Raw genomic sequence first — 15,206 nt, 5'->3', positions numbered from 1 at the left:
CCCCGCCGACCCGGTGGCCGGCTTTCCAGGCCCAGTGGTGTGTGACATATTACTGAGGTGACCCCGCGCCCTGCCCCCGCGTCCGGCCGTCCCGACGTCCTCGTCGTCGGCGCCGGGGTCGTCGGTGCCGCGTGCGCCCTCGCCGCGGCCCGGGCCGGGCTGCGGGTCACCGTCGTCGACCGAGGCCCGGTCGCCGGCGGGACGACGAGCGGCGGCGAGGGCAACCTCCTCGTCTCCGACAAGCCGCCCGGCCCCGAGCTGGACCTCGCACTGCTCAGCCTGCGCGCCTGGCGGGACGTCGCCGCGCACCTCTCGGACGGCTCCGGGCTGCCCGCGGGCGGCTTCGAGCTCGAGCCCAAGGGCGGTCTCGTGGTCGCCGAGTCGGCCCGCGCGCTGCCCGCGCTCTCCGCGCTCGCGGCCCGGCAGCGCGGTGCGGGCGTCGAGGCGGTCGAGGTCCCCGCCGACCGGCTGCACGACCACGAGCGGCACCTCGCGCCGGGGCTCGCCGGCGGCATGTTCTACCCGCAGGACAGCCAGGTGCAGCCGATGCTCGCCGCGGCCCGGATGCTCGCCGGCGCCCGGGCCCTCGGTGCGACGCTCCGCACCGGGGTCGAGGTGACGGGCATGCTCCGGGACGGCGCCCGGGTCGTCGGCGTCCGCACCCCGGACGGCGACCTGCCCGCCGGGGCCGTCGTCAACGCCGCGGGCACCTGGGGCGGCGTGGTCGCCGACCTCGCGGGCGTCCGGGTGCCGGTGCTGCCGCGGCGCGGGGTCATCCTCGTCACCGCTCCGGTGCCGGTCCTCGTGCGGCACAAGGTCTACGCCGCCGAGTACGTCGCGGACGTCGCGAGCGACAACGCCGACCTCGAGAGCAGCGCCGTCGTCGAGGGGACGCCGGCCGGCACGATCCTCGTCGGGGCCAGCCGGGAGCGGGTCGGCTTCGACCCCGCGATGCCCGTGCACGTCGTCCGGCGCCTCGCGGCGCAGGCGGTCCGGCTCTTCCCGGTGCTCGCCGACGTGCCGCTCCTGCGCACCTACCGGGGCTTCCGGCCGTACTGCCCCGACCACCTGCCCGTCGTCGGCGCCGACCCGCGCGCGCCCGGCCTGCTCCACGCGTGCGGCCACGAGGGTGCGGGCATCGGCCTCGCCGCGGGCACCGGCCTCGTCCTCGCGCAGGTGCTCACCGGGGCCGTGCCGGACCTCGACCTCACCCCCTTCCGGCCCGAGCGCTTCGAGGAGGCGGCGGCGTGACCGACGATCCGACCGGCGCAGGATCCGTTGCGGCGCAGTACTTCTCGTTCGACGGCCGGCCCGTGGCGTTCGCCGACGGCCAGTCCGTCGGGGCGGCGCTCTGGGCGGACGGCGTCCGGTCCTGGCGCTCGACCCGGCACGCCGGGAAGCCGCGCGGCATCTTCTGCGGCATCGGGGTCTGCTTCGACTGCCTCGTCGTCGTCGACGGTCGCGCCGACGAGCGCGCGTGCGTCGTCCCGGCCCGCCCGGGGCTCGACGTCCGGACCCAGGAGGGCAGCGGCCGTGCCGACCTCGCCCTCTGAGCCCGCCGTGGCCGGCACGGACAACACGGACGCGACGGACGCGACGGACGACGTGGACGTCGTGGACGTCGTCGTCGTCGGTGCCGGCCCGGCCGGCGTCGCCGCCGCGATCGGGGCCGCAGCGGGCGGCGCCCGGGTCGTCGTCGTCGACTCCGAGCAGCGCCCGGGCGGCCAGTACTGGCGGCACGGCCCCTCGGGCGTCGGTCGCCACCACCACGACGTCGGCACCTGGCACCGGCTCGCGGCCGGTCTCGCGGCGGCCGTCGCCGACGGTGCCGTGACCGTGCTCCCGGCCCACCGGGTCTGGCGCGTCGAGGCGCCGTCCGGGGCCGGCCCCGGCGCGACGCCGGCGACCGTGCACGCCGTCCGTGCCGTGCCGGGCGCGGCCGACGAGGCCGTCACCGTCCGCGCCCGCGCGCTCGTCGTCGCGACCGGTGCCCACGACCGGGCGCTCCCGTTCCCCGGGTGGGACCTGCCCGGCGTCCTCACCGCGGGGGCCGCGCAGGCCCTCCTCAAGGAGCACGACGTCGTCGTCGGCCGCCGGGTGCTCGTCGCCGGCACCGGCCCGTTCCTGCTGCCCGTCGCCGCGGGTCTCGCCGAGGCCGGTGCCACCGTCCTCGGCGTCTGCGAGGCCGGCGACGGGCGCGGCTGGCTGCGCGGGCTCGGCGCGGTCGCGGGCGCCCCGGCCAAGGTCCTCGACGGTGCCCGGTACGCCGCGACGCTGGTCCGGCACCGGGTGCCGGTCCGGCCCCGGACGGCGGTCGTCGCCGCGCACGGCAGCGACCGGCTCGAGTGGGTCGAGACCGCCCGGCTCGCCCCGGACTGGACCGTCGTCCCCGGCAGCCGCACCCGGGTCGACTGCGACGCGCTCGCCGTCGGCTACGGGTTCCTGCCGCGGCTCGACCTCGTCGTCCAGGCCGGCTGCGCGGTCGCACCGGGGCCGGACGACCTGCCCGCCGCCGTCGTCGACGCCCGTCAGCGCAGCACGGTCCCCGGGGTCTACGTCGCCGGCGAGACCTGCGGGGTCGGCGGCGCCGACGTCGCGGTCGCCGAGGGCGGGATCGCCGGTGCCNTAGAGCGGGACGCCCGTGCCGTAGTCGCCGGCCCGGCTCCGACGGCTACGAGCCTTCGCCGCCGCGATGCACGTCGCGCACCCGGTGCGCGACGGCTGGCAGACCTGGCTCACCGACGACACCCTCGTGTGCCGCTGCGAGGAGGTCACCGTCGCGGGCCTCACGAGCGCCGTCGACGACCTCGGCGCCACCGACGCCCGGACGGCGAAGCTGCTCTCCCGCTGCGGGATGGGCTGGTGCCAGGGCCGGATGTGCGGCGAGGCCGTCTCCCGCGTCGTCTCCGCCCGCACCGGCGCCGACCCTCGTCGGACGGCGGACCGGCTCGCCGCCGACCTCGCCGGCACCGCGAACCGCCCCGTCGCCGCACCGATCACCCTCGGCCTGCTCGCCCAGCCACCCACCCCGACCGGAGGTCCCCATGTCTGACACCAGCACCGGTACGAGCACGAAGCCCTGGCACGGCGTCACCGTCGCCACCGCCCTGCCCTTCACGTCGCGGGACGGCGACGACCTCGCCGTCGACCACGACGCGTACGCCGAGCACGTCCGCTGGCTCGCCGCGAACGGCTGCCAGGGCGTCGTCCCGAACGGCTCGCTCGGCGAGTACCAGACCCTGACGACGGACGAGCGCGCCGCCGTCGTCCGGACCGCGGTCGAGGCCGCGCCCGAGGGCTTCTCGGTCATCCCGGGCATCGCCGCCTACGGCGCCCGCGAGTCGCGGCTGTGGGCCGAGCAGGCGAAGGACGCCGGCGCCGACGCCGTCATGCTCCTGCCGCCGAACGCCTACCGCGCCGACGAGCGCGCCGTCCTCGAGCACTACCGCGAGGTCGCCCGGGCCGGCATCCCGGTCGTCGCGTACAACAACCCGATCGACACGAAGGTCGACCTCACGCCGGAGATCCTCGCGACCCTTCACGGCGAGGGCCTCATCGTCGCGGTCAAGGAGTTCAGCGGCGACACCCGCCGGGCCTACCAGCTCGCCGAGCTCGCGCCGGGGCTCGACCTGCTCGCCGGCTCGGACGACGTGACCTTCGAGCTCGAGGTCGGCGGCGCCGTCGGCTGGATCTCCGGCTACCCCAACGCCTTCCCGGACGCCTGCATGCGGATGTGGAACGCGTTCCGGGCCGGCGACTACGGCACGGGCGTCCCGCTCTACCGCTCGCTGCACCCGCTCCTGCGCTGGGACAGCAAGACCGAGTTCGTCCAGGCGATCAAGCTGAGCATGGACCTCGCCGGCCGCAAGGGCGGCGGGTGCCGGCCGCCGCGGGTGCCGCTGTCGCCCGAGCACGAGGCGATCGTCCGCACCGCCACCGAGAAGGTCCTCGCCGAGGGCCTGCGATGAGGTCCCGCCGGGTCCTCCACACGGTCGAGTCCCACACCGAGGGGATGCCGACCCGCGTCGTCACCGGCGGCGTCGGCGTCCTCCCCGGGGACACGATGTTCGACCGCCGGCGCTGGTTCATGGCGAACAGCGACGGCCTGCGCAAGCTGCTCATGAACGAGCCGCGCGGGCACGCCGCGATGAGCGGGGCGATCCTCCAGCCGCCGACCCGGCCGGACGCCGACTTCGGCGTCCTCTACATCGAGGTCTCCGGCTGCCTGCCGATGTGCGGGCACGGGACCATCGGCGTGGCAACGGTTCTCGTCGAGACCGGGATGGTCGAGGTCACCGAGCCGACGACGACGATCCGGCTCGACACCCCGGCCGGGCTCGTCGTCGCGACGGTGCACGTCGAGGACGGCGCGGCGAAGGCCGTGACGATCCGGAACGTGCCGTCGTTCCTCCTGCACAAGGACGCGACCGTCAAGGTCGCCGGCTTCGGCGAGGTCACGTACGACATGGCCTTCGGCGGCAACTTCTACGCGATCCTGCCGCTCGCCGACCTCGGCGTCCCCTTCGAGCGCAGCGAGAAGCAGCGGATCCTCGACGCGGGGCTCGCCGTCATGGACGCCATCAACGAGCAGAACCGCCCCGTCCACCCGGACAACCCGGAGATCGCCGTCTGCCACCACGTGCAGCTCGTCGCCCCGGGGTCGACGGCGCAGCAGTCCCGGCACGCGATGGCGATCCACCCGGGCTGGTTCGACCGCAGCCCGTGCGGCACCGGCACGAGCGCCCGGGTCGCCCAGCTCGTCGCCCGCGGCGAGCTCGCCATGGACACCGACTTCGTCAACGAGTCCTTCATCGGCACCCGGTTCGTCGGCCGGGCCGTGGAGGCGACCACGGTGGGCGGAGCGGGCGGCGGAGCGGGCGGCGGGGCGGGTGGCACGATCGACGCGATCGTCCCGACCATCACCGGGCGGGCCTGGGTCACCGGGACCGCCCAGTACCACCTCGACCCGAGCGACCCCTTCCCCGAGGGTTTCGAGCTGTAGTCCGCACCGCCGGGACGAACCGAAGAACCGGTCCTTCGAAGAGCTAGTGAGGTAACGAGATGAGCGTGCTGACCTCGGTGTCGCCGCAGGCCCCCGACGACGTCGTCGTGGAGGTCCCGGAGACGTCCGCCGCGGACGTCGTCAAGGCCGCGGAGGCGGCCCGCACGGCCCAGCTCGACTGGTGGCGTGCCCCCGCCCCGACCCGGGCCGCGGCGCTCGGCGCCGCGGCGGCCGCACTGCGCGCCCGGGCCGAGGAGGCCGCGGCGCTCGTCGTCCGCGAGGTCGGCAAGCCGCGCGTCGAGGCGGTCGGCGAGGTCGGCCGGGCCGTCGCGATCCTCGAGTACTACGCGCAGGCCGCCTACGCCCCGCTCGGGGCGACGCTCCCGGCGAGCCTGCCCGGGCTGCTCTACACCGAGCGCCGCCCGCACGGGGTCGCCGGGCTCGTGACCCCGTGGAACTTCCCGCTCGCGATCCCGCTGTGGAAGGCCGCGCCCGCGCTCGCGGCGGGCAACGCCGTCCTGCTCAAGCCGTCCCCGGACGCGACCGGCTCCGCGCTGTGGCTCGCGGACCTGCTCGCCGGCGTGCTGCCGGCGGACCTGTTCCGGGTGCTGCCCGGCGGCGCGGAGACCGGGTCGGCGATCTGCGACGCGGCGGACGTCGTCAGCTTCACCGGGTCCGTCGGGGTCGGCCGCCAGGTCGTCGCCCGGGCGGCGCAGCGCGGCGTCCACGTGCAGGCCGAGATGGGCGGCCAGAACGCCGCGATCGTCCTGCACGACGCCGACCCCGGCCTCGCCGCGGCCCAGATCGCGGGTGCCGCCATGGGCTTCGCGGGCCAGAAGTGCACCGCCACCCGCCGGGTCGTCGTCGTGGGCGGCGAGCAGCGGGCGGCCGCGGTCGTCGAGGCGCTCGTCGCCGCCGTCCAGGGCCTGCAGCCGGGCGACCCGTCGCAGGCGGGCGTGCTCGTCGGCCCGGTCATCGGGCCGGCCGCGCGGCGCAAGGTCCTCGACGCGACGGCGGCCGTCACGGCGTCCGGCGGCCGGGTGCTCGCCGGCGGCACCTCCGTCGACCGCGACGGCTGGTTCGTCGCGCCCACCCTGCTCGACGGCATCGCCGCCGACCACCCGGTCGCGATGACCGAGACGTTCGGCCCGATGGCCGTCGTCCAGCGCGCCGCGGACGTCGCCGAGGCCGTGGCGCTCGCCGAGGGCGTGGACTTCGGGCTCGTGACGAGCGTCCACGGCCGGGACATGGGGGACATCCTCGAGGTCGTCCGCGGTGTCCAGACCGGCATGGTCAAGGTCAACGCCCCGACGACCGGGGTCGACTTCTGGGCGCCGTTCGGCGGTGAGCGGGACTCGTCCTACGGGCAGCGGGAGCAGGGTCTCGCGGCCCTCGACTTCTACTCCTCGGTCCGTACGATCACGCTGAGCCCGCACCCGTGAGCGTGCTCGTCCCCGCACCCGATGACGAGACCGGCGAAGGGTTCCCGCTGAGATGATCGCCGCCCCCGCACTGCGCGACCTGCCCCTCATCGACGCCGACCAGCTCCGCGGGCTGGTGCCGATGACGTCCGCCGTCGTCGCCCTCGAGGCGGCGCTGCTGGATGGCGGGGTGCCCGGTGCGACACCGCCGCGGACGACGGTGCTCACCGGGGCCGGCCAGGTGCTCCTCATGCCCGCCGCGACCCAGCGGTACGTCGGGGTCAAGCTCGTGACCGTCGCGCCGGACAACGGGAACCTCGGCCTGCCGCGGATCCAGGGCGTGTACGTCCTCATGGACGCCGTGACCCTCTCGCCGCGCGCGCTCATCGACGGCGTCGCCCTGACGAGCCTGCGGACGCCGGCGGTGTCGGCGGTCGCGATCCGCCGGCTCGCAGTGCAGGGGCCGGTGCGGCTCGTCGTCATCGGCACCGGGCCGCAGGGCTACGGCCACGTCGAGGCGGTCGCCGCCGTCCGGCAGGTCTCGCACGTCACCGTCGTCGGCCGGGACCGTGGCAAGGCCGTCGAGATGGCGCAGTGGGCGGCGCACAACGGGATCGGCGCGGACGTCGTCGCCGGCTCCGACCTGCCGGACGACCTCGAGGCCCCGATCCGGGCGGCCGACGTCGTCGTCTGCGCGACGACGTCCCGGTACCCGGTCTTCGACTCGCGCTGGCTCGGGGACGAGGCGACCGTCGTCGCCGTCGGCAGCCACGAGCCGGACGCCCGCGAGGTCGACTCCGACCTCGTCGCCCGGGCGACGGTCGTCGTCGAGGGCAAGGAGTCCGCGATGCGCGAGGCGGGCGACGTCATCATGCCGATCCGGGACGGCGAGGTCGGCCCCGACGTCATCGCCGGCGACCTGCCGGGCCTCGTCAAGGGCTGGACGCGACCGGTCCCGGGCCGGCCCCGCTTCTTCAAGAGCGTCGGCGAGGCCTGGGAGGACCTCGTCGTCGCGAGCGAGGCGCTCGACCGGCTCATCGGCGACACCGCGGCGCGCGGGATCCCGCTGGGAGGGCTGGGATGAGACCGTGCGGGGGCGCGCCGTGAGCGTGCCGGACGGCGTCGCCGCGATGCTGCCCGTGCTGCCGGTCCGCGGCACGATGCGGGACCAGGTCGCCGACAGCCTGCGGGCCGCCGTCGTCGCGGGGCAGATGGCTCCCGGCGAGGTCTACTCCGCCCCGGCGCTCGCCGAGCGGTTCGGCGTCTCGGCCACGCCCGTGCGCGAGGCGCTCCTCGACCTCGTTCGCGACGGGCTCATGGAACCGGTGCGCAACAAGGGGTTCCGGGTCACCGCACTGTCGTCCGCCGAGCTCGACGCGACGGGTGACGTCCGTGCGCTGCTCGAGCCGGAGGCCGCCGCCCGCGCCGCCCGCCGCCCCGAGGCCGAGCGCCGCGCGGCCGTCGAGCGGCTGCGCCCGGTGGCCCGCCGGATCGTCGAGGCGGCCCGGTCCGGGGACGTCGTCGGGCACGTCCGCGCGGACCGGGAGTTCCACGCCGGGCTGCTCGAGCTCACCGGCAACCCGGTGCTCGCCGAGACCGTCATGCGCCTGCGCGACCGCTCCCGGCTCTACGGACTCCCGCGCCTCGCCGAGCGCGGCACCCTGAGCGACACCGCCCGCGAGCACGACACGATCCTCGACCTCGTCGCCGCGGGCGACGCCGAGGCCGCCGCCGCGGCGATGCGCCACCACGTGGGCCACGTCCGCGGCGAATGGTCCGGATGACCGCTCGTGCTCGCGGCAGGTACCGGTTCCGGGGTCTGCCGGGCCGTAGATCGGTACTCGCCGCGAGCATCGCCGGGGTGGTGGTGCTGGCCGGGTGCGGGGTGGTCGGCGGCGGTGCGGCGCGGGGCGGTGCCGTCGCGCCCGACGGCTCGCTCGCCGACGAGTGCGGTGCCGTCCCGCCCGGCGCCCGTCGCGTCACGTTCCGGGGCTCGGACGGCGCGGACCTCGGTGCGGCGGCCCTGGGCCGGCCCGCGGCGGTGCGTTCCGTCGTCCTCGTGCACGGCGGCAGCCAGACCCTCTGCGACTGGCTCGACATCGCCGTGACGCTCGCGGACCGCGCGGACGCCGAGATCCTCCTCCCGGACCGCCGCGGCGTCGGCTCGAGCTCGCAGGCGCAGACCGACGCCGCCGACCTGCCGGACGACGTCCTGCGCGCCGCCGCGTGGTTCGCCCCGCGAGGCCGCGCCGGCGTCATGTACGCCGGGTCGTCGGCCGGTGCCCCGGTCGCGCTCGCGGCTGCGGCCCGGGCCCAGGACGTGTGCTCGATCGCCCTGGTCTCCCCGGCGTCCGTCCCCGACGTGCCCGTCGGCACCCTCGAGCGGATCGACGTGCCGCTGTGGACCGTCGTCGAGGCCGGCACACCGAGGTTCCGCGACACCGCCCGCGAGCTGGCCCGCCTGGCTCCCGCGGCCGCCGGGGCGGGCGGGCAGACCGAGGTCCCCGGCACGACCGACCACAGCAGCGGGCTGGTCGAGAACCATCCCGAGGCGCTCGACGTCCTGGTCGCCGCCGCCCGCGCGTGCGGTTGACGGCGGCGGACGCTCGACGACGCGGCCCGGGGCCGACACTCAGTCAGGTCGGCAGCCGGTCACGGCCGACGAGAACCCGCGGCGATCCCGAGACTGCCCGCCGCGGCCCTGAGGCCGGCGGGCAGCAGGGCGAAGGCCCACTCCCGTCGCACCTTGCCGTCCTGGAAGTTCAGGTGCTCCAGGAACGCGACCCCGATGGCGTTCCGGACATCGTCGTCCCCATCCCCGCGACCGCCATCGCCGGCGTGAGCCGCCCACCGCGAGCACATGGGCTGACTCGGGTTTGGGGGGGTCACGCGGTGCGTTTCCAGGTGTCGTCGGGTGGTGCCTGGTTCCAGATCGGTGGCGTCAGGTCGATCGGGCTCAGGCCGGTCCGGCTCGGTCCGGCACCGCGGGCGTCGGCGTCCTCGTCCAGGGCGAGCCGTAGCTGCTGGCCGATCCGTTGGGCTGCGGCGTGAGTCTGGTGGTGCAGGTTCCGCGTCCGGCGTCGTTCGGGGTCGATCCAGGACGGCGGTCGCACCCAGACGATCCCGTCGAGCACCTCGATCACCCACAGGCCGGCGTGGACCTGCTGGTGATGGGCCGGGCACAGGCTCACCAGGTTGTGCAGGTCCGTCAGACCTCCGTGCTCCCAGGCCTGAAGGTGGTGGGCGTCGGTGCCCTCGTGCGGGACCGGGCACGCCGGGATCACACAGCCGCCGTCGCGGGCGGCGAGGGCTTTGCGCTGTGCCGGGGTGGCGAGCCGGTGTGTCCGCCCGACGTCGAGTGGTGCCCCGTTCGGGTCCAGCAGCACCTTGGTGAGGGTGGCTGCGCAGGTGAGGTAGGCGAGCAGGTGGGATCCGATGGGTCCGTGCCGGTGCAGCGTGGCGAACCCCGCCGCCCGACCGACCTGGCTTGCGGCCGGTTCGACGGATCCGTTGCCGGAGAACGTCTCCGGGACCGACTCAACTCCGTCGACGCCAGCGCGAGCATCGATGTCTGCAGCGCCGCCGTCGCCGGAATCGGAACGGACGGCGGCGTCGGCGGCGGACGTGTCGTCCCGGTTGCCTCCGGCTCCGGCGGTGGCCCGTCGGCGGGCCTGTTCGGCGGCCGCGCCGGCGGCGGCGACCTGCTGCATCGTGGCGGTCACGAGCAGGTTCACGAGCGGCGAAGGTGCCTCAGCACCAGCACCGCTGTTGAGGCCGGCGCGGAGCAGCGCCATGACCGCGTCGTAGCGGCGCATCTGGACCGTCCGGTCGTCCTTGACCAGGGTGATCTGCTCGATGCCGGTGTCGTCGACGGTGAGGACCTCGCGGGCCGGTCGGGGCTTGCCCGCGGCGGAGAGCATCGCGGACAGCACCGCGGTGTCTGCGGGGGTCAGGGTCATCCGCAGGGAGCCCATGCCGGTGGAGTCCTTCACCAGCGAGAGGCCTCGTCGTAGGTGGGCGTCTTCGTCGAAGTCCTCCTCCCGGTCGGGGTCGAGGACCCGGACGAGTTCGTCGACGAGTCGGTGGATTGCCCGGACCGGGAACCGGCGGCATTGCTCGGCCAGGAACGCGTCGGCGATCTCCATCCCGGACCGCAGCTCACCCGTTGCTTCGTCTTCGAGGAGGACGACGCGGAGGCGTTTGGGGAGCCGGGCTACGGCGCGGACGCAGGCGTCGGCGTGCTCCCGGGTGATCTTCCCCGCGGCGAGGGCGGCGCCGACCTGGGGCAGGCTCCCGGAGTCGGCATCCAGGGCGTGTGCGGCCCGCGCGTCGGCGTTGGCCCGCCCCTGGTCCACGTTCAGGCGTCCGGTGAGGAACGCCGCCGCGACCTTCCCTTCGCTCGCCCCGGGCACCGCCTCAGGCCGCTCGTCGAGGACCTTGATCACCGCCAACCGAGCCGCCTCCGCAGACGCCATCGCCCGGGTGAACCCCTCCACCACATCCCGCACCTCACCATCAGACAGCGACCAGGCGCACCGCGACGCCTCCAGCACCACCGCGGTCGCCGCCTTCATTGCCTCCACCCCGGCCTGCAGGTCGTGCACCGGCATCGACCCGTCGGACACGACATGACCAGACGCCGGCGAAGCGCCCGGCTCGCTGCCGGTCATCTCGCCCTGTGTCTGCTCGTCGCTGCTCACAACAAGAACACTAGGGACGGGGTCTGACAGTCTTGACCTTGTGAGACCCGTTCCGGCAGAACAACTTTGCGTGAGTCACCATCACTCACCAACCGTCGTCACGTACCCCGCCGAACGAGTCAGCGATCTGGAGCCGACAGCGTTGCGAGCCACGGCACCCATTGCTCCTCGGCAGATCGACGCACCTGACGGGTTCGGAGATCGTGCATCGCAGCACGTGGCCGGCGACGCGGTTTCGACGATGATGACCCCATGCGCATCGTCGTCACCGGAGTCGACTGCCCACGCCTGCCCGGCGTCACGGTCGGCGTCCAGCGGGGTACAGAGGTGGTCCAGCCGTTCCCCGCGGACGGTTCCTTCGTGACGTGGGAGCTGGACGCCCGGCTCGTCGGCTCCGACCTGCGCGGCCCGTTCGTCCACGGTCGGCCGGGGGACCGGTTCCTCTACCTGTCCTGGCACCAGGAAGGGGTGGGCAGGTTCCGCAGGGCCAAGCTCATGCTCGCCGTGCTCCCGGACGAGCTTCTCCAGCGTGCCGAGCACGGCCACCTGGCCGCCCGGCTCTCGCTCGTGATGCCCGACGGCAGCCCCGTCTGCGCCGCCGTCCGCCCGCCGCGCATCGAGTGGTCAGCGCTCGACGGCTGACGCGGGCGCCCACGAGCATCAGGGACGGCGATCGGCCCCGCCACCCTTACAACCCCACGAGCGACACCGAGACCTTCGCCCCGTCGCTCCCCACGGACACGTCGGTGCAGCGCCTGCGCAGGTCCGGCACCCAGACACGGCGGCGGCAGCCGTCGACGCCCGCCGCGCGCAGCCTCTCCGCGACGGCTGTGCCCGGCGCTCCCGCGACGTCCCGCACGGTGTACTCGCGGAAGCACCCGCCGGAACCGCAGGACCGCTCCTGCGCAGCGACCCGCAGCCCCGCGGGCAAGCGGTCCCGGACGTCGTCCGGCGGCAGCGCGCCCTCGCCCGCGAACAGCGCCTGGCCGACGAGCACGACGACGACCAGCATCGCGGCGCAGAACCAGCCGGCGACGGCGGTGACCGCCCCGAGACGGCCCCGGCGCACGGCGGCGGCGCCGCACACCGCGGGCGCGACGATCAGCAGGACGGTCCCGATCACGTGCCGAGGACGGACGAGCGCGCGGAACGGTTGTCACGCGACCGCACCGAGGACGCCGCCCACGCTCACGTGCCCCGCCGCACCGCCGCGAGGATCTCCGGCCCGCGCTCGTCGACCGCGCGCCCGCCGATCTCCAGCCCGGCCCAGAGCCCGACCGCGCCGGCCCCGACGCCGAGCAGCAGCGTCGGCCAGGCGAGCCACGGCAGCCAGGCCGAGGTGAGGACGAGGCCGCCCAGCCCGGGCAGGCCCACGGTGACCGCAGCCAGCATCGTGCTGAACTGCGCGAGGATCGCCTGGACGCCGCCGCCCGCGTTGGTCTGGAACGGGTTCCCGCCCGCCTCGACGACCGGGTACGGCAGCCACGCACCCATGAGCGCGGACGCCCCGGTCCCGCCGAGCAGCATCCCGGCGCCGGCACCGATGCACGCCGGCACGAGTCCGGGCCGGCCCGCGAGCACCGCCCCGGCCGCCGAGAGGACGACGACGAGCGGCAGCGCCCAGAGCAGCAGGCCGATCGCGCGGCCGATCCGGTCGGCCCGCCCGGGGACGCCGGAGAGCAGGTGCGCGGCGAACGCGCTGCCGTCGTAGCCGACGCTGTTGGACGTCGACAGCGCGAGGAGGAACGCGACGTACGGTCCGGTCGCGACGAGCGCCGTCCGGGCGCCGCCGAGGCCGATCGCCGTGAGCGGCACGGCCGCGGCGAGCACCGACGTCACGACGATGACGACGTACCGCGGGTCGCGCCGCCAGTAGCGCAGCGAGCGCGCGGCGACCGCCCAGGCGACGCCGTCCGGCAGCCGGTCGAGGACGGCGCGCCGCCGCCGGGACGGCGCCCGGCCGCGGGCGGACGTCGCCGGCGGCCGCTCCAGGGAGCCGGCGAGCAGCCGCTCCCAGACCAGCCCCAGCGCCGCGACGACGACGAGCGCCAGCCCGAAGCGCAGCAGGCCGCGACCGACGAGCCCGGCCGCGACGTCCGCGGGCGCCGCCCAGACCAGCCCGAACGGCGTCCAGGCGAGCACGTGCGCGACCGACCGGACGCGCTCCGGGTCCAGGCTGCGGCCGACGCCGCTCCCGGCGAGCAGGCTCGGGGTCAGGGTCACGGCGATGAACAGGACGACGCCGAGCAGCGCGCTGACCTCCCGCCCGCGGCGGGTGAACGCGCGGGCGGCGAGCGTCGTCGTCGTCCGCGACGCCAGCACGCACGTCACGAGCCCGACCGGGGCGCAGAGCACCGCGAGCGCCGCGGCCGGCAGCGAGCCGCTCCACGTCCCGACGAGGCTCAGCGCGACGAGCGCCGTCGCGATCCCGGGCACCCCGAGCGCGCCGGCGACCGTGAGCCCGGGCACGAGGTCGCGGGCCCGCACCGGCAGCGTCGCGAACCGCGCCGGGTCGAGCGTCTCGTCGACGCCGAACGCGAGCACCGGGACGACGGCCCAGCCGACGACGACGACGCTGCCGGCGAACACGACCACCGTCGCCGCGACCCCCTCGGGTGCCACGCTGAGGAGCACCGCACCGACCGACGCCAGCCCGGCCGCGCCGAGACCCATGACCGCGGCCACGACGAGGCCGACGAGCACCCACGTCTCGGAACGGAGCCGGTTGCGGAGCAGGCGGAGCTTCAGACCCGTCAGGAGCGCAACCACGTGAGGTCCTGCATCCGGTCGGGGGCGCCGACGAGGTCGACGAACCGTTCCTCGAGCGTGCCGCCGGCCCGGACCTCGTCGAGCGGTCCGGCCGCCACGACCCGCCCGGCGTGGACGACGGCGACGTGGTCGCACAGCCGCTCGACGAGCTCCATGACGTGGCTCGACAGGACGACGGTGCCGCCGCCGTCGACCACCTGGTGCAGGATCGCCCGGATCGTCCCGGCGCTCACCGGGTCCACCGCCTCGAACGGCTCGTCGAGCAGGAGCAGCCGCGGGGCGTGGACGAGCGCGCAGGCGAGCGCGATCTTCTTCGTCATCCCGGCCGAGTAGTCGACGACGAGCCCGTCCGCGGAGGTGTCGAGCCCGAGGGCCGCGAGGAGCTGCTCGGTGCGGTCCCGGACGACGACCCGGTCGAGGCCCCGCAGCAGCCCGTGGTAGGTCACGAGCTCCCGGCCGGTGAGCCGGTCGAAGAGCCGGACGCCGTCCGGCAGCACGCCGAGCAGCCGCTTGGCGGCCGTCGGGTCGGACCACAGGTCGGTGCCGAGCACGCTCACGGTGCCGGCGTCCGGCCGGACCAGCCCGGTGGCCATCGACAGCGTCGTCGTCTTGCCGGCGCCGTTCGGGCCGACGAGCCCGAAGAACGACCCGCGCGGCACGTCGAGGTCGAGGCCGTCCACCGCGCGGACGTCCCCGAACCGCTTGGCGAGACCCCGCAGCTGCAGCGCGTGCACCGTTCGACGCTAGTCGACCCGGCGTCCCGTCGCGTGCCGGACGCAAACGATCACGCGCTGTCGGTCCCGGCGTGCCGGGTTCGTCGTGAAAACACGATCAGTCACCATGTACGGCCGTTACAGGGCTCACCAAACTCCCGATGCGACCGTCAGTGAGGAGGCGATCCGACTAACCTGCCACTTCGGGACGCGCCCGCCTGCGCGCCGCTCGGGGACGGTGGACACGCACGATCGCACGACGGTCGGCAGACGATCTGCGGATCGGTCAGGAGGAGCACGCGCATGCCGGGGACCGGTCGTCGATGGTTGCTGGCGATGCCGCTGGCGCTCGCGCTCGGTCTGGCCGTGCTCCCGATCGCCAAGGGCTCCGTGGACGACTCGCTGGCCGGTCAGGCCCGGGCCGCGCTCGACCGGGCCGGGGTCGTCGGCGTCGACGTCTCGAGCGACTGGGCGGGCCTGCGGCTGAGCGGTCCGCCCGCGAGCCGGGCCGCGGCGCTCGCCGCGGTCGACGCGATGCCCGACCGGGGTGCCGTCGCCCGCGTCGACTACGCCGTCCCGGCCGCCGCACCCACCCCGACGC

15 protein-coding genes and 1 pseudogene are annotated in these 15,206 nt (G+C 75.6%); 12 read left to right on the top strand and 4 right to left on the bottom strand.

Translation table 11 applies throughout. From position 1 onward, the window contains the following. Positions 1-57: 57 nt before the first annotated feature. The 10 genes and pseudogenes from ECOMGDLI_RS17720 (at position 58) to ECOMGDLI_RS17680 (ending at position 9,016) form a co-directional block, all read left to right on the top strand. Entirely contained in the window at positions 58-1,251 is a 1,194-nt protein-coding gene (locus ECOMGDLI_RS17720; RefSeq protein WP_088318181.1) for an FAD-binding oxidoreductase, read from the top strand. Next, a complete protein-coding gene (locus ECOMGDLI_RS17715) occupies positions 1,248-1,553 on the top strand; it encodes a (2Fe-2S)-binding protein (RefSeq protein ID WP_088318180.1) in 306 nt (101 codons plus the stop codon). Before ECOMGDLI_RS17720 ends, ECOMGDLI_RS17715 begins: the two co-directional genes overlap by 4 nt. Next, positions 1,534-2,625: pseudogene (locus tag ECOMGDLI_RS36870) on the top strand (NAD(P)/FAD-dependent oxidoreductase); the annotation flags it as partial. The gene ECOMGDLI_RS17715 and the pseudogene ECOMGDLI_RS36870, both read left to right, overlap by 20 nt. A gap of 67 nt (positions 2,626-2,692) precedes the next feature. After that, positions 2,693-3,052: a (2Fe-2S)-binding protein gene (locus tag ECOMGDLI_RS35380; protein WP_198954957.1), complete on the top strand. Its 360-nt coding sequence runs from the start codon at positions 2,693-2,695 to the stop codon at positions 3,050-3,052. Then, a complete protein-coding gene (locus tag ECOMGDLI_RS17705; protein ID WP_088318179.1) occupies positions 3,045-3,968 on the top strand; it encodes a dihydrodipicolinate synthase family protein in 924 nt (307 codons plus the stop codon). The genes ECOMGDLI_RS35380 and ECOMGDLI_RS17705 overlap by 8 nt, the downstream gene beginning before the upstream one ends. After that, positions 3,965-5,002: a proline racemase family protein gene (locus ECOMGDLI_RS17700; protein ID WP_088318178.1), complete on the top strand. Its 1,038-nt coding sequence runs from the start codon at positions 3,965-3,967 to the stop codon at positions 5,000-5,002. Before ECOMGDLI_RS17705 ends, ECOMGDLI_RS17700 begins: the two co-directional genes overlap by 4 nt. Positions 5,003-5,061: 59 nt before the next feature. After that, the gene (locus tag ECOMGDLI_RS17695; RefSeq protein ID WP_088318177.1) at positions 5,062-6,444 is read left to right on the top strand and encodes an aldehyde dehydrogenase; all 1,383 of its coding nucleotides are present in this window, start codon (positions 5,062-5,064) and stop codon (positions 6,442-6,444) included. A 52-nt stretch (positions 6,445-6,496) separates the two neighbouring features. Next, entirely contained in the window at positions 6,497-7,507 is a 1,011-nt protein-coding gene (locus tag ECOMGDLI_RS17690) for an ornithine cyclodeaminase family protein (RefSeq protein ID WP_088318176.1), read from the top strand. A 19-nt stretch (positions 7,508-7,526) separates the two neighbouring features. Continuing rightward, positions 7,527-8,207, top strand: a complete 681-nt coding sequence (locus tag ECOMGDLI_RS17685; protein WP_198950217.1) for a GntR family transcriptional regulator — start codon at positions 7,527-7,529, stop codon at positions 8,205-8,207. Positions 8,208-8,284: 77 nt separating this feature from the next. Further along, entirely contained in the window at positions 8,285-9,016 is a 732-nt protein-coding gene (locus ECOMGDLI_RS17680) for an alpha/beta fold hydrolase (protein WP_158221049.1), read from the top strand. A gap of 292 nt (positions 9,017-9,308) precedes the next feature. Here the strand turns inward: ECOMGDLI_RS17680 and ECOMGDLI_RS17670 are convergent, their stop codons facing one another. Beyond that, the gene (locus tag ECOMGDLI_RS17670) at positions 9,309-11,048 is read right to left on the bottom strand and encodes an HNH endonuclease signature motif containing protein (protein ID WP_158221048.1); all 1,740 of its coding nucleotides are present in this window, start codon (positions 11,046-11,048) and stop codon (positions 9,309-9,311) included. A 327-nt stretch (positions 11,049-11,375) separates the two neighbouring features. Between ECOMGDLI_RS17670 and ECOMGDLI_RS17665 the strand changes: the two genes are divergently transcribed. Beyond that, the gene (locus tag ECOMGDLI_RS17665; protein ID WP_088318172.1) at positions 11,376-11,765 is read left to right on the top strand and encodes a DUF5990 family protein; all 390 of its coding nucleotides are present in this window, start codon (positions 11,376-11,378) and stop codon (positions 11,763-11,765) included. Positions 11,766-11,811: 46 nt separating this feature from the next. On the opposite strand, the gene ECOMGDLI_RS17660 is transcribed toward ECOMGDLI_RS17665, so the two are convergent. The 3 genes from ECOMGDLI_RS17660 to ECOMGDLI_RS17650 form a co-directional block, all read right to left on the bottom strand. Next, the gene (locus ECOMGDLI_RS17660) at positions 11,812-12,246 is read right to left on the bottom strand and encodes a hypothetical protein (RefSeq protein WP_088318171.1); all 435 of its coding nucleotides are present in this window, start codon (positions 12,244-12,246) and stop codon (positions 11,812-11,814) included. Positions 12,247-12,311: 65 nt separating this feature from the next. Beyond that, on the bottom strand, positions 12,312-13,892 hold the full coding sequence (locus ECOMGDLI_RS17655) for a hypothetical protein (protein ID WP_088318170.1): 1,581 nt from the start codon (positions 13,890-13,892) through the stop codon (positions 12,312-12,314). Further along, positions 13,877-14,626, bottom strand: coding sequence for an ABC transporter ATP-binding protein (locus tag ECOMGDLI_RS17650; RefSeq protein WP_088318169.1), 750 nt, complete (start codon positions 14,624-14,626; stop codon positions 13,877-13,879). Before ECOMGDLI_RS17650 ends, ECOMGDLI_RS17655 begins: the two co-directional genes overlap by 16 nt. Positions 14,627-14,908: 282 nt before the next feature. On the opposite strand from ECOMGDLI_RS17650, the gene ECOMGDLI_RS17645 reads away from it, so the two are divergent. Beyond that, positions 14,909-15,206: hypothetical protein (locus tag ECOMGDLI_RS17645; RefSeq protein ID WP_143447767.1), on the top strand; the 298-nt coding region annotated here is incomplete at its 3' end.

This window comes from Kineosporia sp. R_H_3 (assembly GCF_002198675.1).
Classification (GTDB): domain Bacteria; phylum Actinomycetota; class Actinomycetes; order Actinomycetales; family Kineosporiaceae; genus R-H-3.
The sequence above is the reverse complement of the archived record's forward strand: the minus strand, read 5'-3'. Positions and strand labels throughout refer to the sequence as shown.